The sequence below is a fragment of the Rhodococcus sp. WWJCD1 genome (genome assembly GCF_002258735.1).
Taxonomy (GTDB): domain Bacteria; phylum Actinomycetota; class Actinomycetes; order Mycobacteriales; family Mycobacteriaceae; genus Rhodococcoides.
Genome location: NZ_NOXY01000020.1, coordinates 465,166 through 485,190, shown reverse-complemented (window position 1 = coordinate 485,190; position 20,025 = coordinate 465,166). Strand labels below are relative to the sequence as shown.

Annotated in this window: 22 protein-coding genes and 4 tRNA genes; 5 read left to right on the top strand and 21 right to left on the bottom strand. The window is 63.9% G+C overall.

Going from position 1 to position 20,025, the window contains the following annotated elements; all coding sequences use genetic code 11:
• Positions 1–12 precede the first annotated feature (12 nt).
• From rplJ to CH286_RS14695, 3 genes are all read right to left on the bottom strand, one after another.
• Complete coding sequence (gene rplJ / locus CH286_RS14705; RefSeq protein ID WP_032380459.1) at positions 13–594, bottom strand: 50S ribosomal protein L10; 582 nt, start codon at positions 592–594, stop codon at positions 13–15.
• A 345-nt stretch (positions 595–939) separates the two neighbouring features.
• Positions 940–1,452: a class F sortase gene (locus CH286_RS14700; RefSeq protein ID WP_255182658.1), complete on the bottom strand. Its 513-nt coding sequence runs from the start codon at positions 1,450–1,452 to the stop codon at positions 940–942.
• 128 nt (positions 1,453–1,580) lie between these two features.
• Positions 1,581–2,342, bottom strand: coding sequence for a CHRD domain-containing protein (locus CH286_RS14695; RefSeq protein ID WP_094609531.1), 762 nt, complete (start codon positions 2,340–2,342; stop codon positions 1,581–1,583).
• 144 nt (positions 2,343–2,486) lie between these two features.
• On the opposite strand from CH286_RS14695, the gene CH286_RS14690 reads away from it, so the two are divergent.
• Together CH286_RS14690 and CH286_RS14685 are read left to right on the top strand one after the other, a co-directional pair.
• On the top strand, positions 2,487–3,020 hold the full coding sequence (locus CH286_RS14690; RefSeq protein WP_032402116.1) for an RNA polymerase sigma factor: 534 nt from the start codon (positions 2,487–2,489) through the stop codon (positions 3,018–3,020).
• Positions 3,017–3,751: a hypothetical protein gene (locus CH286_RS14685; RefSeq protein WP_094609530.1), complete on the top strand. Its 735-nt coding sequence runs from the start codon at positions 3,017–3,019 to the stop codon at positions 3,749–3,751. Before CH286_RS14690 ends, CH286_RS14685 begins: the two co-directional genes overlap by 4 nt.
• On the opposite strand, the gene CH286_RS14680 is transcribed toward CH286_RS14685, so the two are convergent.
• The 5 genes from CH286_RS14680 to CH286_RS14660 are packed head-to-tail and all read right to left on the bottom strand — an operon-like array spanning position 3,733 to position 9,310.
• Positions 3,733–5,979, bottom strand: coding sequence for an MMPL family transporter (locus tag CH286_RS14680; RefSeq protein WP_037153668.1), 2,247 nt, complete (start codon positions 5,977–5,979; stop codon positions 3,733–3,735). The genes CH286_RS14685 and CH286_RS14680 overlap by 19 nt on opposite strands.
• Positions 5,976–7,136 carry a hypothetical protein gene (locus CH286_RS14675; protein ID WP_037153669.1) on the bottom strand — a complete coding sequence of 387 codons (1,161 nt, stop codon included), beginning with the start codon at positions 7,134–7,136 and terminating at the stop codon, positions 5,976–5,978. The genes CH286_RS14680 and CH286_RS14675 overlap by 4 nt, the downstream gene beginning before the upstream one ends.
• Positions 7,133–7,873 carry a phosphatidylserine decarboxylase gene (locus CH286_RS14670; RefSeq protein ID WP_037153670.1) on the bottom strand — a complete coding sequence of 247 codons (741 nt, stop codon included), beginning with the start codon at positions 7,871–7,873 and terminating at the stop codon, positions 7,133–7,135. Before CH286_RS14670 ends, CH286_RS14675 begins: the two co-directional genes overlap by 4 nt.
• Positions 7,873–8,070: a hypothetical protein gene (locus tag CH286_RS14665; RefSeq protein WP_032380451.1), complete on the bottom strand. Its 198-nt coding sequence runs from the start codon at positions 8,068–8,070 to the stop codon at positions 7,873–7,875. Before CH286_RS14665 ends, CH286_RS14670 begins: the two co-directional genes overlap by 1 nt.
• Before the next feature lies 1 nt (position 8,071).
• Positions 8,072–9,310 carry an SDR family oxidoreductase gene (locus tag CH286_RS14660; protein ID WP_037153672.1) on the bottom strand — a complete coding sequence of 413 codons (1,239 nt, stop codon included), beginning with the start codon at positions 9,308–9,310 and terminating at the stop codon, positions 8,072–8,074.
• A gap of 237 nt (positions 9,311–9,547) precedes the next feature.
• Here CH286_RS14660 and CH286_RS14655 point away from each other — a divergent pair, with 237 nt between their 5' ends.
• Both CH286_RS14655 and CH286_RS14650 read left to right on the top strand, forming a co-directional pair.
• Positions 9,548–11,494, top strand: a complete 1,947-nt coding sequence (locus CH286_RS14655; RefSeq protein ID WP_094609529.1) for a CocE/NonD family hydrolase — start codon at positions 9,548–9,550, stop codon at positions 11,492–11,494.
• A 10-nt stretch (positions 11,495–11,504) separates the two neighbouring features.
• The gene (locus CH286_RS14650) at positions 11,505–12,416 is read left to right on the top strand and encodes an alpha/beta fold hydrolase (protein ID WP_032380448.1); all 912 of its coding nucleotides are present in this window, start codon (positions 11,505–11,507) and stop codon (positions 12,414–12,416) included.
• A 70-nt stretch (positions 12,417–12,486) separates the two neighbouring features.
• On the opposite strand, the gene rplA is transcribed toward CH286_RS14650, so the two are convergent.
• The 11 genes from rplA to CH286_RS14595 all read right to left on the bottom strand — a co-directional run bounded on the left by rplA (position 12,487) and on the right by CH286_RS14595 (position 17,185).
• A complete protein-coding gene (gene rplA, locus CH286_RS14645) occupies positions 12,487–13,206 on the bottom strand; it encodes a 50S ribosomal protein L1 (protein ID WP_027498276.1) in 720 nt (239 codons plus the stop codon).
• A gap of 89 nt (positions 13,207–13,295) precedes the next feature.
• Positions 13,296–13,730: a 50S ribosomal protein L11 gene (rplK, locus tag CH286_RS14640; RefSeq protein ID WP_008713829.1), complete on the bottom strand. Its 435-nt coding sequence runs from the start codon at positions 13,728–13,730 to the stop codon at positions 13,296–13,298.
• A gap of 64 nt (positions 13,731–13,794) precedes the next feature.
• Positions 13,795–14,619 carry a transcription termination/antitermination protein NusG gene (gene nusG, locus CH286_RS14635; RefSeq protein WP_032401923.1) on the bottom strand — a complete coding sequence of 275 codons (825 nt, stop codon included), beginning with the start codon at positions 14,617–14,619 and terminating at the stop codon, positions 13,795–13,797.
• A gap of 60 nt (positions 14,620–14,679) precedes the next feature.
• Complete coding sequence (secE, locus tag CH286_RS14630; RefSeq protein WP_037153882.1) at positions 14,680–15,144, bottom strand: preprotein translocase subunit SecE; 465 nt, start codon at positions 15,142–15,144, stop codon at positions 14,680–14,682.
• Between the two features lie 30 nt (positions 15,145–15,174).
• Positions 15,175–15,247: transfer RNA gene (locus CH286_RS14625), tRNA-Trp, on the bottom strand.
• Between the two features lie 187 nt (positions 15,248–15,434).
• Positions 15,435–15,860 (bottom strand): (3R)-hydroxyacyl-ACP dehydratase subunit HadB, encoded by a 426-nt coding sequence (gene hadB / locus CH286_RS14620; protein ID WP_094609528.1) that lies wholly within the window; start codon positions 15,858–15,860, stop codon positions 15,435–15,437.
• Complete coding sequence (gene hadA, locus CH286_RS14615; RefSeq protein ID WP_052058666.1) at positions 15,847–16,359, bottom strand: (3R)-hydroxyacyl-ACP dehydratase subunit HadA; 513 nt, start codon at positions 16,357–16,359, stop codon at positions 15,847–15,849. The genes hadB and hadA overlap by 14 nt, the downstream gene beginning before the upstream one ends.
• Before the next feature lie 139 nt (positions 16,360–16,498).
• Positions 16,499–16,666: a 50S ribosomal protein L33 gene (rpmG, locus tag CH286_RS14610; RefSeq protein ID WP_027498281.1), complete on the bottom strand. Its 168-nt coding sequence runs from the start codon at positions 16,664–16,666 to the stop codon at positions 16,499–16,501.
• Between the two features lie 81 nt (positions 16,667–16,747).
• Positions 16,748–16,820 (bottom strand) — tRNA-Met (locus tag CH286_RS14605).
• A 62-nt stretch (positions 16,821–16,882) separates the two neighbouring features.
• A tRNA-Thr gene (locus CH286_RS14600) sits at positions 16,883–16,955 on the bottom strand.
• Between the two features lie 147 nt (positions 16,956–17,102).
• Positions 17,103–17,185, bottom strand: a tRNA-Tyr gene (locus CH286_RS14595).
• 176 nt (positions 17,186–17,361) lie between these two features.
• Between CH286_RS14595 and CH286_RS14590 the strand changes: the two genes are divergently transcribed.
• Positions 17,362–17,862, top strand: coding sequence for a YajQ family cyclic di-GMP-binding protein (locus CH286_RS14590; RefSeq protein ID WP_032401922.1), 501 nt, complete (start codon positions 17,362–17,364; stop codon positions 17,860–17,862).
• Between the two features lie 137 nt (positions 17,863–17,999).
• Here CH286_RS14590 and htpX read toward each other — a convergent pair whose 3' ends face one another.
• Entirely contained in the window at positions 18,000–18,869 is an 870-nt protein-coding gene (gene htpX / locus CH286_RS14585) for a zinc metalloprotease HtpX (RefSeq protein ID WP_032401921.1), read from the bottom strand.
• Positions 18,870–18,955: 86 nt separating this feature from the next.
• Positions 18,956–19,975, bottom strand: a complete 1,020-nt coding sequence (locus tag CH286_RS14580) for a polyprenyl synthetase family protein (protein WP_032380443.1) — start codon at positions 19,973–19,975, stop codon at positions 18,956–18,958.
• Positions 19,976–20,025: the final 50 nt, after the last annotated feature.

Sequence of the window (20,025 nt, the reverse complement as noted above, 5' to 3'; positions counted from 1 at the left end):
AATACCAGCGGATCAGCTTTCGGCGGGAGCTTCCGCCGGTGCTTCTGCTTCTGCAGGTGCCTCGGCTGCGGCGGGTGCGCCGGCAGCCTTCTTCTCCTGCAACGCGAACGCCAAACGCGCGAACTGCGATGCGGGAGCGTTGAACAGGCCTGCAGCCTTCGACAAGTTGCCCTTCATGGCGCCGGCGAGCTTGGCCAACAGGATTTCGCGCGACTCGAGGTCTGCGATCTTGTTGATCTCGTCCACGGACAGCGTTGCGCCGTCCATGTAGCCGCCCTTGACGATCAAGGCCTTGTTGTCCTTCGCGAAGGCCTTGATGGCCTTCGCAGCGTCGACCGGCTCGCCCTTGATGAATGCAATGGCGGTCGGTCCGACGAACAAATCGTCGAGGCCGGTGATACCGGCTTCGGCAGCTGCGCGCTTGACCAGGGTGTTCTTGGCGACGGAGTACGTGGCACCTTCGCCGAGCGCACGCCGGAGCTGAGTCAGACCGGACACCGACAGGCCACGGTATTCCGTGACGACGGCAGCCGTCGAACCCTTGAACTGTTCGGTGATCTCCGATACTGCTGAGACCTTTTCGGGCTTTGCCATACTTCGCCTCCTCTCGTGGGAAGTTGTGTCGATCGCGAGAGGGCCGGAAAACGACGAACGCCCCGGCGCAAGAAGCACACGGGGCGTGAACGAGCGGGCAGCCGCGAGGGCTGCATACAGGTTCCCTACCTCGTTCTCCTGCGTGGGCCGTCCGAAGCGATCTCGGACCTTCAACCGCGCAACTCCCGGAAGCGAATCCTTCGAGAAGGCGGTGACCAACGGTCTTGGGTAGAACTTGATTGGGCGATCTGGATTCGAGTGCGAGCACTCGTGATCCGAACCGTCGACCAGACTACAACACCCTCGACGACAACTCCAAAACGCCGAGCTACTGCCGTACCCCTCCTACTGCCGAATACCGTAGACGACGAGATTGCGCTCGTAGCTCCCCACGGACGTATCGAAATCACCCGAGCACGTGATCAGCCGGATCTCGTCGGCAGGCACCGCCCCGAAGACCAGCGCCGTCGGGAACTCTGCTTTTCCGTAGTCGCCGATCCGATCGACGCGGTAGTCGGCTCGGCCACCCGTCCCGTCCGCCACCGTGACGACATCTCCCGGTCGCAGCTCGGACAGCCGATCGAACACCGCGGGACCGGTCGTGGAATCGACGTGCCCGGCAAGCACCGTCGGACTACCGATCGCGCCCGGTCGGCCGCCGCCGGTGAACCATCCGACGTCGTCGTAGTCGCTCGGCACCTGCATCTGCCCGTCTTCGGTGAGACCGAGGCCGATAAGGGGCTCGTCGAGATCGATGGCCGGGGCGCTGAGCCGCGTCGGTGCTTGCCCCACGGAGTCCGTCGACGGGCCAGGTTCCGGTGCGTTGCTCGAACTCGGCGGCACGTCCACCGCGGCCACAGCCGGTACCGACGACTCGGTAGGTGGTGATGGTGCGGCAGGTGGTGATGGTGCGTCAGGTGGTGATGGTGCGGCGGTACAGCCCGTCACCACCACCACTGCCGTCACGGCAACCAGAAGCCGGTATCTCAGCTGCGTGCCGTTCCGCTGCGGCGAGCAACCACTGTCACTCCCGCGATCGCCATTGCGCCGAGGGCTACCGCGCCGACAACGGGGGCTGCCGAACTGGACGCCGAATCGGATGCCGCGGCGAGTGCCGCGCCGCCACCTCCGGTTGCCACTGATCCGACCGGAATCTGGGTCAGCTGCCCACGCACCGCACCGGCCGAGAAGTCGACGGTGTGGGTGTCGGCCGCGAAGCCGGCCGGGTTGGCTTCGATCTGGTCCAAGGTGAATCCGGTACCGCTGTCGGCGCTGGCCCCGGCCGGCGTCAGGCCGGTGGTGAACGGTCCCTGCATGCAGCCACTACTGGTACGCGGGCCGTCACCGATAGGAGTCGGGTTCGGGAACGCCAACCGCGGCGGCCCTGCTGCACCCGCCGCCGCCTGGTGGAGGTGCGTGGCGGTCTTGGCCGGGCTCATGTAGTCGCCGGTGACGCCGTCGAGCGCGATGTCGTAACACACGATGTCGAGGTCGGAATTGATACGCAGCGTGAAGGTTCCCATTGCGCCCGGCTGACCTGGCGTGGCCACACCATCGCCGTTGAGCACCTGGTCGGGGGTTGCCATTGCAGTGAAGGCGCTGGTGAACGAATCCGGTTCGGCAACAGGGGTATCGGCCCCGGCGGGGGCGGCGGTGAACAGCATCAGAGCAGCGGCCGTGCCACCGACGACTGCAGCGGCGGTGCCGCGGACGGACATTGCCGGGCGGGTGATCGAGCGTGTGGTCATCTCGTGTGCCTTCCGTGGGAGTATCGGGCAGGCGAGCCCGTGCAAAGGTGTACGACCGCTGATGCCACGATGTTCAAAGCTCGGTAAAGAAATATCCCAGTCCCGGATATGAACGCCCGGGCGTCCGTCGACGTAGTCACTGTCATGAGCATCGGGAGCGTGATCGAACTGGACTTCGACGTCGCTGCCGCGTACGACGAGCACGCGTCGGCCATGCTCGGTTTCGCCGTCAATGCACTACGCGACCGAACGCTCGCCGAGGATTGCGTCCAGGAGACGTTCCTTCGCGCGTGGCGAGCGCGATCCCGCTTCGAGCCAGGTCGAGGATCGCTGCGCACATGGTTGTTCGCCATCGAACGCAACGTCATCGTCGACGTCCAACGGTCGCTGAGCAGAATGCCCAAGTCGGCGTCGGAACGGATCGAGGACGTCGATCGGCAATCGGTTGCGATCTCGCGGGACACCAGCCCCGACGTCGACGAGCGGCTGCGCATCATCGCCGCGCTGGCGCTGCTCTCTCCCGACCACCGACAGGTCGTCGTCGCCGTGCACCTGGCCGGAACGACCTACGCGGAGCTCTCCGAGTCGACGGGAGTGGCCGTACGAACACTGCGCACCCGCGCCTTCTACGCATTGAGGGCGCTCCGAGACCATCTCGACGGACAGGAGGAAGCATGAACGCCCGAGACGATCGCCGAGCCGAGCTGATCGCCGCTGCCGTCGCCGACGACCTCGACGACACCGAGACCGCAGAACTGCGCGAGCTCGCAGCGTCGGATCCCACCGTCGACACCGACATCGCCGAACTACGCGCGCTGACCGGGACTCTCGGTTCTCGCGGTCCGACCGGACCGTGGCTCGAATTTTCGACGTCGCCCGACCTGCGCGAGCGAGTTACGGGTACGACGGGCGACTCGGCGTGGCGGTCACCTCGTGAAAAGGACGCGCCGCGATTCGGTGGGCGACGTAGGTCTGCCGGCCTGGTAGCTGCAGCCGCACTGGTGGGACTGGTGGTCGGCAGTGGCGTCGTACTCGGCGTCGACGCCTTTCAGCCGAAACCCGCGGAGCCCTCTGTCGCGATCACCGGCCCACCGGGGACCCTCGGTGCCTACGAGCAGGTCGCCTTCATCACGAGCGTGCCGAACGTGGACATCGAGGGCGGCCTCGTCGCCCACACGTGGGGCACCGAGACCGTCCTCGACATGGACGGCATCTCCGATCGGGGCCCGTACGAGGTCGTTCTCGTCGATCGGTCGGGCACCGAACTGACGTCCGGCACGTTTCTCGGTAGCGACGTCACCATCGAGTGCCGCATGAATGCAGCCGTTCTTCGCGGCGACGTCACCGAGATCGAGATCCGCAGTTCCGACGGCTCCGTGCTGGCGTCGGCTCAGTTGCCGACCACCTGACGATCCCGCGAACCGGGCCACCAGTTTCGCGCGCCGAACAGCTTCATCATGGCCGGCACCATCATCATCCGAACCAACACGGCATCGAAGAGCACAGCCACGGCGAGCGCGAAGCCGAACTGTTGCAGCTCGAGTACGTCGGCGGTCAGGAAGCTCGCGAACACCGCGATCATGATCGCGGCTGCCGCGGTGATCGGCCGGGCAGTGTGTTCCAGCCCGTCGACGATCGCAGTGTCGTTGGCCCTGTCGGTGTCGGTGCCGGTTACGTCGTTGCGCACGAACACTTCTCGCATGCGGCCGATGAGGAACACCTCGTAGTCCATCGAGAGGCCGAAGACGACTGCGAAGACGGTGACCGGTAAGTACACCTGAATGTAGCCCGGGCTCTCGAATCCGAGGAGCGACGAACCCCACCCCCACTGGAACACCGCCACGGTGGCTCCCAATGCGGCACCGGTCACCAGCACGTTCATGGCCACTGCCTTCACCGGAATCACCACGCTCCGGAAGACGATGCCCAGATACACCAGAGAGAAGGCCAGGACTGCGGCGACGACCCAAAGAAATTTGCTCGATATCTCCGCAGAGGCGTCGACCACCAGAGCGGTCGTCCCACCGACGGACACGTTCGTCCCGTCACGTTCTGCTGCCAGCAGCGCCTGCGATCTGATCGACGTGACCAGGTCGGAAGCGTCGGTCGAATCGATCGGCACCGACGGAACCACGATCAGCAGCGTTCGACCACCGTCCTGCTGGGCGAGTGCGTACTCGACGCGGCCATCGGCGCGAACGTCGTCGGCGAACGACGCGACCGTTGCCGTCTGGACCGGATCGAGTGGGCGGTCGTCCTCGCCGGTGAACACGATGGTGATGGGCGAGATGGTGCCGGGAGCGAACTTGTCGGTCAGTACCGCGTTGGCTTTGCCACTCGGTTCGGCGCTCAGCGCGTCGGCTCCGAGATCGACACCGTACTGAATGGAACCGATCGGTGCGAGGCAGGCGAACAGGACTGCCGCGGTGACGGCGGTGTAGCGCCAGGGCCGTTCGATGACGTGCCGAGCCCACCGCGACCACCACGTGGGAACGGCTGCAGCGTGTTCGCCGACCGACGGTGGTTGAAACCGCTGTGGGAGCGACAATCCGGAGATTCTCGAACCCAGGACCGCCAGGATGGCGGGCAGCAGAGTCCACGCCACGATGACGACACACGCCACCGTCAGAGCGACGACGAACGAAATACTCTGCACCGCAGGGACATCGACGATGGCCAACGCACCGAGGGCGATGAGAACCACCAAGCCGGAGATGACGATCGTGTGCCCGGCCGTTCCCATCGCGGCACCGACGGCCGCGTCCGTGCGGGCACGGCCATCGGGCTCACCCGGAACTGCTCGGTCCATCTCCTCGCGGAATCGGCTGACGATGAACAGCGCGTAGTCGATACCGAGGCCGAGCCCGAACATCGACGCCACCGTCGTCACCAGCACATCGAATGTCATGACGTTGGACAGGAGTGCAAAAACTCCGAAGGCGGCCAGCACTCCGATTCCGGTGGTGACGAGCGGAACGATGCCGGCGACCACCGAACCCAGAGCCAGGACCAGCAACACGAATGCGAGGGGCAGTCCGATGCTTTCCGCGCGCACGGCGTCGTCGGATTCGACCTTCGTCAGGTCCACCGTCATCGGGGAGTAGCCGGTGACCGCCACCTCGATGCCGTCGCGGGATGAGCCACCGATCAGCTCCTGGATCCGTTCGGCCACGGCGATGCGATCACGCGGATCGCCGCCGACGCCGACGAACGCCAGCGCCGACGTCCCGTCCGCGGAGATCGTCGGGACGAATCCGGCGCTCTCGTAGGGATCGACGACACGCAGTACGTCCGGTGACTGCCGCAGTGAGGAGACGACCTCCCCCACCCGTTCGCGAAAGGCCGGGTTCCGACTGTCGACCGTATCGGAGGTGAACGTGACGACGAGCTGTTCGGACCCGAACGACGCGAAGTGCTGTTCGACGAGTCGGTCGGCGCGGCTGGACTCGGTTCCGGGTACGGAGAAGTTGGCTCCCACCAACGAGTTCTGCAGCGCGGGATACAGAATTGCGGACCCCACTGCGAGCAGCAACCAGACGGCCAGCACCGCCCACCGATGTCGCGCGACCGTTCGGCCCCAACGGTCGCCGATACTGCGCCGGCGTCGGCCGGATTCCAGCACTGCCGACCCGGTCATGTCTGCGGGAGCTCGCGGCTGAAGATTCGGTAGGTCCGGTGCGGTGATTGCTCCATCCGAGTGAGCACCGAACCTTTCATCCAGGGACTGTCGTCGAGTACCGGCGCGGCCTCGACCCTGGTGAATCCGAGATCGCGCATCCGCACCGACATCTCCATGATGAGCAGCGACGACACGGCTCGGTCGGGGCAATCGGGATCGACGAACAACATGTCCACACGGACCCCGTCGATCACGTCGGTTCGACCGGGCCGTTTGGCGTGCCAGAGCGTCACGAGGTCTCGCAACCACCTGGACTTCAGGTGCGCCGCCTTGGCCGCGGCCTGATTCACGTCCGGAATGCCCATCAGGAATCCGACGGGCTTGCCGTTCAACTCCGCCAAGAGAGTGAGGCGGCGATCGAGGACGGGCAACATCATCTTCAACAGCTCGAACAGTTCGACGAACGACAGCGGCGAGTAGCCCCAGAAGTTCACGAACGTCTTGTTGTAGAGGTCCCGCACGATGCGTGCGTCGCGGCGCAGCGTCCGATACTTCATCGACCGGAACGTGACCTCGGACCGCGCCTTGATCTTCTCGAAAATCTGCATGTGCCGGGCGTATTCGGGACGGTTGTAGATGACGCACGGATCGTCGAACAGATAGCTGTAGAAGTCCTTGATGCCCACCAGCCCCCACTTCTCGAAGTGAGCGGCGTAGTACAGCGGGTTGTGCGGCATTCCCACCAGCGGCAGGACGGGTACTTCGTCGACGACGATGCCCGCGCTGTAGAACATCGACGGCCCGAACGGCCCGGATACGGTGGCCAACCCGCGCGCGGACAACCATGCCGCTGCGGCATCGAGCAGGCCTGCCGCGATCTCGTGGTCGTCGATCGCCTCGTAGAATCCGAAGAATCCGATCGACTCACCCGTGTACTCGGTGAAGCTCTTGTCGTGAATGGCCACCACCCGTCCGACAGCGACGCCGTCCTCACGGGCGACGAAGGCACACGTGTCTCGCGTGTGTGCGATGGCGGCGGGCGGCGAGATCAGAATGCGATCGAGATCCATCGGCTCGTCGGGCAGTCGGTGCGGGTCGCCCCGGTACACCAGATCGGCGACGGCCTCGAATTCTTTCCAGTCTTTTCCTGATACGACCTGTTCGACGGTGATCATCGTTCCTTCTCACGAGATGGTGTGTCGGACACGGAAATCGGCGAGCGAGCCACGACGGACTCCCCCGCGAACACGTACTGCCCCGGCCTGGCGGAGATGCTCTCGACCAGCGCGTCCGGCACGAACACGTCGCACTGAGAACCGAATTTGATCATCCCGTACTGCTCGCCGCGTTCGACGGTGTCGCCTACCGCGATGTGCGCGACGATGCGGTTCACCCACAGATCGGCAATCTGCGTCACCGTCACCACGGCTCCGGACGCATGCTCGACCGACACGGTGAGACGCTCGTTGGTGAGCAAATAGTCGCAGCCCTCGTCGTACGGAGTTCGCCGCGTCAACAGATTGGCTCCGACCCGGGCCATCGACTTGTTGAACGGTGCCGCAGACCGGTGCCTACGCATCCCGACGGTGCCCGAGATGGGAATTCGATTGCGATGCACCGAGTATTCGGACATGTAGATGCCGATGAGATATCCGCTGTCGGCTGCAGCGACACCGGCGATCTCGTCGAGGGCAATGGTTCGCCCCTTCTTGACTGCGAACGCGGTACTGCCTGCCTCCACCCGTTTCACGTACGTGACGAAGCCGTCTGCAGGAGCGACCACCGCCCGCGGATCGGCGGGCGGTACGCGATGCGGATCGCGAAAGAAGAACCGCGTGCGCCAGTAGACGAACGTCGCGAACGGAAGAGCTGTCACCGTAGCGATACCGCCGACCCATCGAGCGACCGACATCAGGTGTGCCGCTGTTCGTCGATACTCTCCGACCAGCCCACGAACGCGTCGGCCGCCCTCGTTCTCGCTGCGCCGGGCAGGAGTCCGATGAGACCGCAGACGACGTAGAAGCCGAGCGAGAGAACACCATTGGTCACCTCGCGGTGCATCGACACGTCTCGCAGACGTACCGAAGTCGGCTCGAATCCGTCCGCCACGTCAGTGAGCGACAGCGGGCGTGAGCGTCTTGAGCTGCGCCTTCTCGAAGTACAGCTCGAAGAGTCGGCGGTGATCGCACCACGAGATGTCGTGATCGACAGGCAGAATGGCCTCGGGCTTGTGCACCAGGCGCATCAGCTGATCGATGTTGTCGGCCAGCATCGTCTCGGCGAATCGAGGCGAAATTCGAGAACTGACGCGCTCTTTGAATTCGTCCCAGCTCACCAGGTCGAGTCCGAGCAGCTCGGCGTAGAGGTCGTGTCCGTAGCCGGTGGGGTTGCTCGGCAGTAGCCGTGTCAGAGGATGACTGCGCAGCGCATTGCCGGCCATGACGTCGCACATCACGTCCACCGGAACGTAGTTCATTCCCGGGCCGTCCCAGATGGCACCGGCGGCGATGGCCAGTTCGATGATGCGCCAGAAGCTGTACACCCGTCCGGGATCACGGCCGAGTTCGGTACTGCCGAGAATGTAGGGGGCCTCGCACAGGGTGACGGAGTAGGTGTCCGACATCGAGAGCCACCCGAGAAGCGTTGCGTTGACCCACTTCATCTGCGCGTAGCCGGAGTACCACCACGAATCCGGGCGGCGGAAATCCTCGGGCTTCTGGTAGAGGTGAGCGCCGATGCTGCCCACGTAGGTGAGGTGCTTGCGCGTGGAGGTGATGCTGAATTCGAGGATGCGCAGCACGCTGACGAACCAGTCGTCGCGCAGATCGGCATAACTCTCGGTGTAGTCGGTCGAGCTGGCACAGTTGAAGATCTGCCCCACTCCCGCTGCCAGATCGAAGTAGGCACCCTTGTCGAGACCGAAGCGGAATACCGTCGGGGTGCCTTCGACGATTCGAATCTTGTCGGTGTCCACCGCGATCTCGTACTGGTCGAACGTGCGCTGAAGACGCTCGAGAGCAGACTCCTCCTCGGTGGGGCGCACCATGGCGTATACGACCTCCACCGCCGCATCACGCGTCAGTCGGCCGATCAGATGGGCACCGAGAAAGCCGTTGGCACCGAACACCAGCGCGGTCTCGGTGACCGGGGGTGCCATCGCCGCTACCCGGCGGCGGGTTTCCTCGTCGATGTAAGGCCGCAGCGCAGTAGGATCACCGTTGCTCAGGGCAACGACGTCCGCGTACTTTCCGCCGAAGCGAAGCCCCGGGCATTCATTGGTGATCAGTGCGTCCACGTGCGGCCAGACCGGACGCAACGAACCGTCTCCGAACAGTGCTTCTACGTGCATTCGTGCTCCCCTGCAACGATCGGTGTCCCATGTCACTTCGGACCGGCAGAACGTAGCAATCCCGCGGGCTCGAGACTCGCTGACCAGAAAAGTCTGGTACGCCCCATAACGTCGCTCAACTTATGTTGAGAGGGTTCCCAACAAAACACAGGACGACGCTCGTTTTGTTGGAGCTGATGACGACCGATCGGTGTTCCTCAGGACAAATGGGGTCGTTCGAGGGTCTAATCGACTGTCATGACTGCCGTGCAGCCCCACCCCCTCCTGCAACCCGTACGCGATCCCAGCGGCGGTGACGCGGCAGCGGCGTGGGCGGAAATAGTGCGCGAGCAACCGCGCTTTCCGAAGGTCTCGATCTCGGCGAACGTTCGCATCCCGATGAGCGACGGCACGGCGCTGCGTGCGTACGTCATCCGCCCCGCGGACGCCGCGGGTCAGGCGGTGGAGGGCAGTTTTCCCACCGTCCTGAACCTCACGCCCTACAACAAACTGCTGATCAAGGGAATCGACACGATCCTCGAGACGCCTGTTCTCGGCCGTTCCATCAGAGCCTTCTCGGCCGCATTCGATCTCACCGGAACGAGATTCGACGGCATCACCGAAATCACCCGAGTGGTTGCAGGCGGGGCGGCCGATCTGCTCTCGGTCAACCGCCACCTGGTGCGCAGCGGGTACGTGCAGATGATCGTCGACGTCCGCGGCACCGGTAGTTCCTCGGGCACCTGGGACGTGCTGGGCACCAGGGAACAACTCGACTCGCTCGAGGTGATCGAGTGGGCCCGACGCCAGTATTGGTGCAACGGCAGGGTGGGAATGGCCGGGATCTCGTACTCCGCGATCAATGCCCTGCAGGCCGCGGCCAAGCAACCCGCCGGGCTCGACGCGATCTTCGCCGTCGAGGGCTCGGTGGACATCGTGCGTGAAATCTTCGCCACCGGAGGGGCCACCTCGGCGTTCATCCCGCTGTGGCTCGCCGCCGTCAACGGGTTGAAATGGGCACCGGCCATCGGCGGAGTCGATACGTTCACCTGGCTCCGCGATCGCGCTCGATCCCCGGCCACCAATCTGTTCGATCTGGCCAAAGGCTTTGTCACAGGCCGGGATCCGCGAATCTACGACAACGAGTACTACGACGCCATCGACGCCGTCATCGAGGACATCTCGGTACCGACCTTCCTGTACGGCTGCTGGCACGACATCTTCGGTGGATCCGCTCCCGACATCTACAACCGGCTCCCACTCGAACGTGGATCGAAGCAATTGCTCGTCGGCGACGGGTACCACGGCAACCCCGGCATCGGGTTCGGCGAGCCCGGATTTCCACCGCGCCTCGATGTGCTCGAGCGAGCCTGGTTCGACAAGTGGCTGCGCGACGTCGACAACGGGATCGAGAACTACGGTCCCGTCACGCTGCGTCAGCAGGGCGGCAATTGGACTGCGCACGGGCGCTTTCCGGCTCCGCAGGCGCAGCCCCGGAGGCTGTACCTGTCGGCTGCGCCCTCGGGCACCGCAGCCCATGCCGTCGCCGACGGCAGCCTCACCGCCGCACCGGCCACGGCCCGCGACGTCCTGACGGTGCGGCCCTCGTTGCGGGCCGTCGTCTCGCGTGACACCACGCAGGTGCTCGCCGGCGTGACGGCCGTGTTGGGTGGTGGATTCACCTACGACAACCGATTCGCCGAAGGTGCCGCCGTCACCTTCACCACCGGTCCGGCCGAGTCGGACGCCGTCGTGTCCGGTCCGATGAACCTGCATCTACGCGTGGTCTGCCACGCGCGGGAAGCGTTGTGGGCCATCATGATCTGTGACGTCGCTCCGGACGGGACTTCGACGGTGCTCAGCAACGGCGCACTTCTCGCCTCGCGCCGGGCCGTGGACGACGAGCGTTCGCTGTTCGCCCCGAACGGCGACTACACCCGGCCGTACCACCCGCTCACCGAGGCGGCGCTACTTCCGGTGCCCGTCGGTGAAGCCATAGTTCTCGACATCGACATCCTCACCACCGAGGCCGTCATCGCGACGCGGCACCGACTGCGAGTCGACGTATTCGCCACCGACACACCACGGTTCATCCCGATCTTGCCGGACCTACTGCGTACGCGGCTGCGCAAACAGGACATCAGCATCGACCCGGAGAGTCCGAGCTACCTGGTGGTGCCGATACTCGGCGAGCCGGGCTGGTAGGAACGACATCATGAGAATCGAACAAGGCATCGCGCCGGCGAACTCCGTCGAGATCGCGTACGAGGACATGGGTTCCGTCGAGGATCCCGCGGTCCTGCTCATCATGGGCCTGTCCGCTCAATTGACGTTGTGGCCCATGGATTTCTGTACCCGCCTCGTCGATGCGGGATACCGAGTGATCCGGATCGACAACCGCGACATCGGACTGTCCACGAAGATGACCGGGCAGAAGGTGCGGGGATCCCAGATCCTTCGGATGATCCGACACGAGCTCGGGATGTCCTCGGACGTCCCGTACACGATCGTCGACATGGCCTCCGACGCCGTCGGAGTACTCGATCACCTCGGCATCGACACCGTGCACGTCGTCGGTGCGTCGATGGGCGGGATGATCACTCAGGTCTTCGCCGGTAGCTACCCCGAACGAACCGAATCGGTGGGCATTCTCTTTTCGAGCACCAACGAGCCGTTCCTGCCTCCGCCGGACCCACGCGCTCTGCTGCCCCTGCTCGGTGGCGTCGGGAAGGACGCCACGAAAGAACAGATCATCGCGCATTCGGCGAAGACGCTGTCCACCATCGGCTCTCCCGGATTCCGCACTCCACTGGAGGAGCAACTGGAGATCGCGCAGGTGATGTACGAGCGCAACTACAACCCGTCGGGCGTCGTACGTCAGATGGCTGCGATCACCGGCACCGGAAGTTTGCGGCCCTACGCGAAGAAGATCACCGCACCGACCACCGTCATCCACGGCACCGCCGACAGACTGGTCCGACCGTCCTGCGGCAAGGCCATCGCCCGCGCCGTCCCAGGTGCCGAACTGACGCTGATCGACGGCATGGCCCACGATCTACCGGCAGCGTTGCTCGACCGCATCAGCGGCATAATCCTGGCCAACTTCGCTCGCGCGAACGCGGCCTAGATCTTCGGCGAGACATACGACTAAGGCCGGCCTCCCACAGGGAGACCGGCCTTGGTTCGGAGCTGTCGAATTACGCGTTCGCGTCGTCCTCGAGGAGGTTGCGCGTACGGTTCGGATCGACCTGGACGCCGGGTCCGGTGGTGGTCGAAACGGTGACCTTCTTGACGTAACGACCCTTGGCCGACGACGGCTTCGCACGCAGGATCTCGTCCAGCGCTGCGCCGTAGTTCTCCACCAGCTTGGTCTCGTCGAACGAGGCCTTGCCGATGACGAAGTGCAGGTTGGCCTGCTTGTCGACGCGGAAGTTGATCTTGCCGCCCTTGATGTCGTTGACAGCCTTGGTCACGTCGTTGGTGACCGTGCCCGTCTTCGGGTTCGGCATCAGGCCACGCGGTCCGAGGACACGGGCGATGCGGCCGACCTTGGCCATCTGATCAGGGGTGGCGATCGCAGCGTCGAAGTCCAGGAATCCGCCCTGGATGCGCTCGATCAGATCTTCTGCTCCGACGACGTCGGCTCCTGCTGCCTCGGCCTCTGCGGCCTTCTCACCAGCGGCGAAAACAATAACCCGAGCGGTCTTGCCGGTGCCGTGGGGAAGGTTGACGGTGCCGCGCACCATCTGATCCGCCTTGCGGGGATCGACGCCGAGTCGCACTGCAACCTCGACGGTGGGGTCGAACTTACTCGACGCGGTCTCCTTGGCCAGCTTTGCGGCTTCGAGAGGCGAGTAGAGGTTGTCCTGGTCGATCTTTGCGGCCTGCTCGAGGTAGGCCTTGCTGCGCTTTGCCATGTCTTGCTGTCCTTCGTTCGAGTTCAGTGTGGTTGACGAGCCTGGCCGGCTCTCCCACGTGTATTGCTGTTACTGCTGAGGGCTGAAAATCAGCCTTCGACCGTGATGCCCATCGAGCGAGCAGTGCCGGCGATGATCTTCGCGGCCTGATCGATGTCGTTGGCGTTGAGGTCTTCCTGCTTGGTCTTGGCGATCTCGCGCACCTGATCCATGGTCACCTTGGCGACCTTGGTCTTGTGCGGCTCGCCGGAGCCCTTTGCCACGCCTGCAGCCTTGAGCAGCAGCTTGGCAGCGGGAGGAGTCTTGAGCTTGAAGTCGAACGTGCGGTCTTCGTAGACCGAGATCTCGACCGGCACGACGTTGCCGCGCTGCGACTCCGTCGCGGCGTTGTACGCCTTGCAGAACTCCATGATGTTGACGCCGTGCTGGCCCAATGCGGGGCCGACGGGCGGTGCCGGGTTGGCGGCACCGGCCTGGATCTGAAGCTTGATGATCCCGGCTAGCTTCTTCTTCTTCGGGGGCATTTCTTTTTCCTTGTATTCGCTCGGGTTTCTTGCGGTTGCTACTGCAAGTCTGTGCGCGCGGCTTCTAGATCTTGGAGACCTGGGTGAAGCCGAGCTCGACCGGGGTTTCACGGCCGAAGATCGATACCAACACCTTGAGCTTCTGCTGCTCTGCGTTGACCTCGCTGATGCTGGCGGGGAGGGTGGCGAACGGGCCGTCCATGACGGTGACCGACTCGCCGACCTCGAAGTCGACCTCGATGGTCGGCTTCGACGTGGTGTCGCCACTCTGGTCGCTTGCGCCCGCGGTCGCTTTCGCGTCCTTCTTGGCGCCTTCCTGCGGCATGAGGAACTTGACGACCTCGTTGATGGTCAACGGTGACGGACGCGACGTCGCGCCGACGAATCCGGTGACGCCGGGGGTGTTGCGCACCGCGCCCCAGGACTCGTCGTTGAGTTCCATGCGGACCAGGATGTAGCCGGGCAGAACCTTACGGTTGACCTGCTTGCGCTGACCGTTCTTGATCTCGGTGACCTCTTCGGTGGGAACTTCCACCTGGAAGATGTAGTCGCCGACGTCGAGGTTCTGCACACGGGTCTCGAGGTTGGCCTTGACCTTGTTCTCGTATCCGGCGTACGAGTGGATGACGTACCAGTCGCCGGGAGCGCGGCGCAGAGCCGCCTTCATCTCGGCAACGGGATCCTCGGGTTCGGCAGTGACGTCGGCATCGGCCGCGTCGGCACCGTCGACGGCAACTTCCTCGCCGGTCGCTGCTGCGACGTCGGCCTTGATTGCTTCGTCGGTCTCGCGGTCCTGAGCGGCCTGCTCCGCTTCGAGGCCCTGCTTGGTCGCCTCGACATCGGCGTCGAATGCGGCCACTTCGGTGGCGTCGTTGTGCGGCGTGCTCACGTCAGCACCCTTTCTCTAGTTTCCTGCTCGGTTCGATCGTCGAAAAGTCAGCCGTGTCGGTCAGCCGAACAGCCAGCCGACGCCCTTGAGGAACAACACGTCGAGACCGCTGATGTACGCGACCATGAACGCCAGGAAGACGAGCACGACGGTGGTGTACGTGACCATCTGCTTCTTGTTCGGCCAGATGACCTTGCGCAGCTCGGCAACGACCTCGCGGAAGAACTGCAGCAGCCGAAGAAAAACGTTGGGACGCTTGTCCGCCTTGGTCTTGCCCGAACGTCCCTTGCCGGACTTGGCTTTCGCCGGCGTGGTGGGAGCCTTCGTCACCGACACCGCGGCACTGCTGCGTGACCTGCTCGACGATCGTTTACCGGTGGGCACCACTGCATCTGCAGCGGTTTCACCGGCGGACGTATCAGCATCGGAGAGACGGCCCTCGGAGCCAGGTACGACGTCGTCTGGGGTCGAAGAGTCCTCGAACTCCCCCGATCGACCGTCGCGCTTACCGCGCTCCTCGCTCACGTCGTTCCTCTCAGTTGCTGACACCTTGGGCAGGGGCGACAGGACTTGAACCTGCAACCTACGGTTTTGGAGACCGTTGCTCTACCAATTGAGCTACGCCCCTTCGGCCGAAACTTCTCGGCCGCTCTGGTGTCCATCCAACTCACGCGAAGACCCACGCACCCTCAGGAAGAGGACGCGGGCAGCGCAGAGCGCCGGATTACCCCAGAAATCTCAGTGTACTGCACACCCTTCGGAACAGATAAATCCCGTCGTCCCGGCCACGAACTGCCTCAGCCGGATCGACATGCTCAGGCCAAACGTACCGTTGCGGTCGCTCGCCCGAAAATCTTCTTGCCCGCGGACTTCGCGACGATGGCAACGGTCGCAGTTCGCGCGTCGGCGTCCATCGATTTGATCTTGCCGGTGAACTCGACCTTCGCTGCGGAATCTGCCGAGACGTATACCGGGGTGGAGAAGCGCACGTTGTACTCGATGACCGCACCCGGATCGCCGAGCCACGATGTGACGAAGCCTGCGCCGAGACCCATCGTGAGCATGCCGTGCGCGATCACGTTGTCCAGTCCGGCCATCTCGACTACTTCGTCGCTCCAGTGGATCGGGTTGGGATCGCCGGACACACCGGCATAGTTCACCAGGTCGCCGCGGGTCAGAGACACGATCCGCTCGGGCAGGGCGTCGCCGACCGAGACGTCGTCGAAGCTACGAAGCGCCATGCCTGATCACTTCCTTGACCGCGTGAGCGATGTTCTCGTCGATCTCGCCACCGGTACGAGCCACAATGGTCGTCCACGTGGTCTGCACGAGGTCGCCATTCTGGTCGGTGATGATGTTCTTGGTGGTCATGATGTCGCTGCCGCTCATCTGCCGGAACGACTCGAGATACACGTCGCAGAAGATCCGGTCACCGACCTGGAGCGGTCGATGGAATTCCAGCCGCTGATCGGTCTGCAGAATCTGGCTGGGGTCGTAACCGGTGATGACCTCTTGCAACATCCGGGTCTGCGACATGATGCCGAGCAGCGAAACGAAGGTCAAGGGCGCGAGGAGACCGTCGTAACCGAGGCCCTTCGCTGCGTCCTCGTCGTGGTGCGCGGGATGAGAATCTTGGACGGCACGCGCATACTCACGAATCTTCTCGCGGCCGACCTCGTAGAAGTCGTCGACGCGGAAATGAGAACCGACCATGGACGCCGCGTGTGCGGACGCATCCATGGTCGGGACGTCATGTGGAGCTTGTGACACGGTGGAGACCTTTTCTACCCTGGACGCAAGAGCCGTTAGGGGAAGAAAATGCGACCTAACGCCGGGCGCCGATTAGAGATCGGAACTGCGAACCAGCGAGCCGTGCAATCTAGCGAGATTCGCGGTGAGCCCGGTGCGTTCCGCAGTTGGAGCAGAACTTCTTCAACTCGATACGGTCGGGATCGTTCCGACGGTTCTTCTTGGTGATGTAGTTGCGGTGCTTGCAAACCTCGCAGGCCAAGGTGATCTTGGGCCGCACATCGGTGGAGGAGGCCACTGGACGCCTACTTTCGGGTAAATCTGATCTGGGTCAATCAGGACTGTTCATGGGTGCTACTGGTCGTGCTTGCCTACTGTGTAGCGGTGACCGGACTTGAACCGGCGACGCAACGATTATGAGTCGTTTGCTCTACCAACTGAGCTACACCGCCTCAGGTGCTCATCGTCTACCATCCCACGTGAGGAACGCGACGTCGAGCAATCCAATCCAGCGAGCCCCCTAACGGAATCGAACCGTTGACCTTTTCCTTACCATGGAAACGCTCTACCGACTGAGCTAAGGGGGCGGGATCAGTTCACGTTGCCGTGCGCTGAAGCCTTCAAGAGGTTACACATTCCGAGCGCCCAGTACCAAATTGCGTGGTCAGCGACCCATCCTTGTCCTCTTCACATGGAAACCCCAGCGAGAGAAACACTCGCCGGGGTTCCAGGTGTGGCAGATGTAGGATTCGAACCTACGTAGGCATAAGCCGACGGATTTACAGTCCGCTCCCATTGGCCGCTCGGGCAATCTGCCGTGCTGCGATCGAAGCTCGTACTGCTCTTCGGCGCGGTGAGAAGAATACAACGAACGTCCCCCCGGAACGCAAACCGGGTGGATACGGTCGGTAGCGGGCCGATAAAGTCCCTGCAGGATGTGAGCCGACCCCATCGCCACATCAAATATTTCGATTCGACTGGAGAGTGTGAGAAGTGGCTGATTCGTCCTTCGACGTAGTGAGCAAAGTCGACCGCCAGGAAGTGGACAACGCTCTGGGACAGGCCGCGAAGGAGCTGGCGACCCGCTTCGACTTTCGCGGATCCGACACCAGCATCGAATGGTCCGGCAGCGGCGAGTCCGAGACCATCGTCATCACGTCCGAATCCGAGGAGAAGGTCAAAGCTGCCCTGGACGTGTTCAAGGAGAAGCTGATTCGACGCGACGTCTCGCTCAAGGCCTTCGAGACCAACGATCCTGCCGCGTCGGGCAAGGTCTACAAGGTCACCGGCAAGCTCGTACAGGGCATCACCACCGAGAACGCCAAGAAGATCTCGAAGAAGATTCGCGACGACGGCCCCAAGGGCGTCAAAGCGCAGATCCAGGGCGACGAGCTGCGCGTGAGCAGCAAGAAGCGCGACGACCTGCAGGCCATCCAGCAGTTGCTCAAGAACGAGGATTTCGGAATCGCACTGCAGTTCGTCAACTACCGATAGAGCGGCTTCTCACCTGGGTCGTTCCGCAGGCTCCACTCCTGCGCCGCATGTGAGTGCTGAGCCTGCGGTCGTTCCGCAGGCTCCACTCCGGCCTTCGTAGCAGTGGTCGAAGTTTCGCTCACATGCGGCGCAGCCGCTCAATACGGCCGGTGGCCGGCCATCCGTTCGAGTCGCTCGATGCGGTCGGCCATCGGCGGGTGGGTGGCGAAGAGCGCACCCGCCTTGTCACCGATCCGGAACGGATTGGCGATCATCAGATGTGACTCCGCCGCCAGCCGCGGCTCCGGCGGCAGCGGTGCCAGCTGCACACCCTGCTCGAGCTTGCGGAGCGCCGACGCCAGCGCCAGAGGATCGCCGGTCAGCTCGGCACCGGACTGGTCGGCCTGGTACTCACGCGAGCGAGAGACCGCCAGGCGAACCAGACTGGCCGCAATGGGCCCCAGCATCGACACCAGCAGCAGCGCGAGCGGGTTCGCTCCCCCGTTGCCGCGTCCGCCGAAGACGTTGGCGAAGAAGGCCAGGTTCGCCAGACCCGAGATGACCGACGCCATCGCACCGGCAACCGACGAGATCAGGATGTCGCGGTTGTAGACGTGCGACAGCTCGTGGCCGAGCACCGCGCGCAGTTCCCGCTCGTCGAGGATCCGCAGAATGCCCTCGGTGCAGCACACGGCCGCGTTGCGGGGGTTTCGACCGGTGGCGAAAGCGTTGGGATTGTTGGTCGGACTCACGTACAACGCGGGCATCGGCTGATGAGCGGCCGTCGCCAACTCGCGCACGATCCGATACATTGCCGGCTGCTCGATCTCGGTCACCGGCACCGCATGCATCGACCGCAAGGCCATCTTCGCGCTGTTGAAATACGCATAGCCGTTGACCCCGACGGCCAAGACGATCGAGCCGACCAGAATGGTCGCGTTACCGAACAGCGATCCGATGAAGACGATGAGTGCAGACATTCCGACCAACAGGCCGAAAGTCTTCGCGCCGTTCGCATAACCGTTCATGTCCGAAGTGCCTCCTCGTACCGGGTGTTACTACCCGATTCAACGAAAAGACCCCGAGCTGCGGTTCCCGGGCCTTGCCCAGGTCGTCAGCCCACGCGTTCGACGGTGTAGTTCACCAACCGGCCGAGTGCATCGTTGGCCGGTCCCTGCGGCAACTGCGCGAGCTCTGCGTGGGCTCGAGCTGCGTATTCACCGAGCGTCTTCTTGGCCGAGACCATTCCCGGCGAGCGCTGCAACAGCTCGAGGGCCTCGGTGACCAAGGCGTCCTCGGTGACCGGGCCGGCCAGGATCTCGCGCAGCCGGTCGCCGTCCGCACCCTCCTCGCGCAGCGCGAAGAGCACCGGGAGAGTGTGTACGCCCTCCCTCAGATCGGTGCCGGGGGTCTTGCCGGACTGCTCGGTGGCCGAGGAGATGTCGATGATGTCGTCGGAGATCTGGAAGGCGGTGCCGACGGCGTCACCGAGGCGCTCGAGGCGTCCCACGTGCTCGGCGTCGCCGCCACTGAACGTTCCGCCGAAGCGTCCGCACGACGCGATCAGCGATCCGGTCTTCTCCCACACGACCTTCAGGTAGTGCGCGACGGGATCCTCGGTGCCCTTGGCTCCGATCGTCTCGCGCATCTGCCCGGTGACGAGTTCGGCGAAGGTCTCGGCGATGATGCGGACGGCGTCGGGACCGAGTGTGGACACCAGCCGCGACGCATGCGCGAACAGGTAGTCGCCCGCGAGAATCGCCACACTGTTGCCCCAGCGTGAGTTCGCGCTCTCCGCACCGCGGCGCATCGACGCCTCGTCCATGACATCGTCGTGATAGAGCGTCGCGAGATGAACCAGTTCGACGACCGTGGCGGCGGTGACGATCGCGGGGTCTGTCGGTGACGGTCCCAGCTGGCCGGTGAGCACCGTGAACAGGGGCCGGAATCGCTTTCCGCCGGCCTTGGCCAGGTGCAGCGCGGCCTCGGTCAGGAACTCTTCTCCATCGGAGAGTTCGCTGATCATCAGCTCTTCGACGCGTGCGAGGCCGTCGGCGACGGATCGCGCGAGCTCCGGGTCACCCAGGTCGACTCCGGCAACGACCGTTGCTACGGCAGCGTCGTCTGTACTCACGATGTTGGTCCCTGTCCTGTCGTCGACGTGCCGGCGGGAGCAGCTCAAGC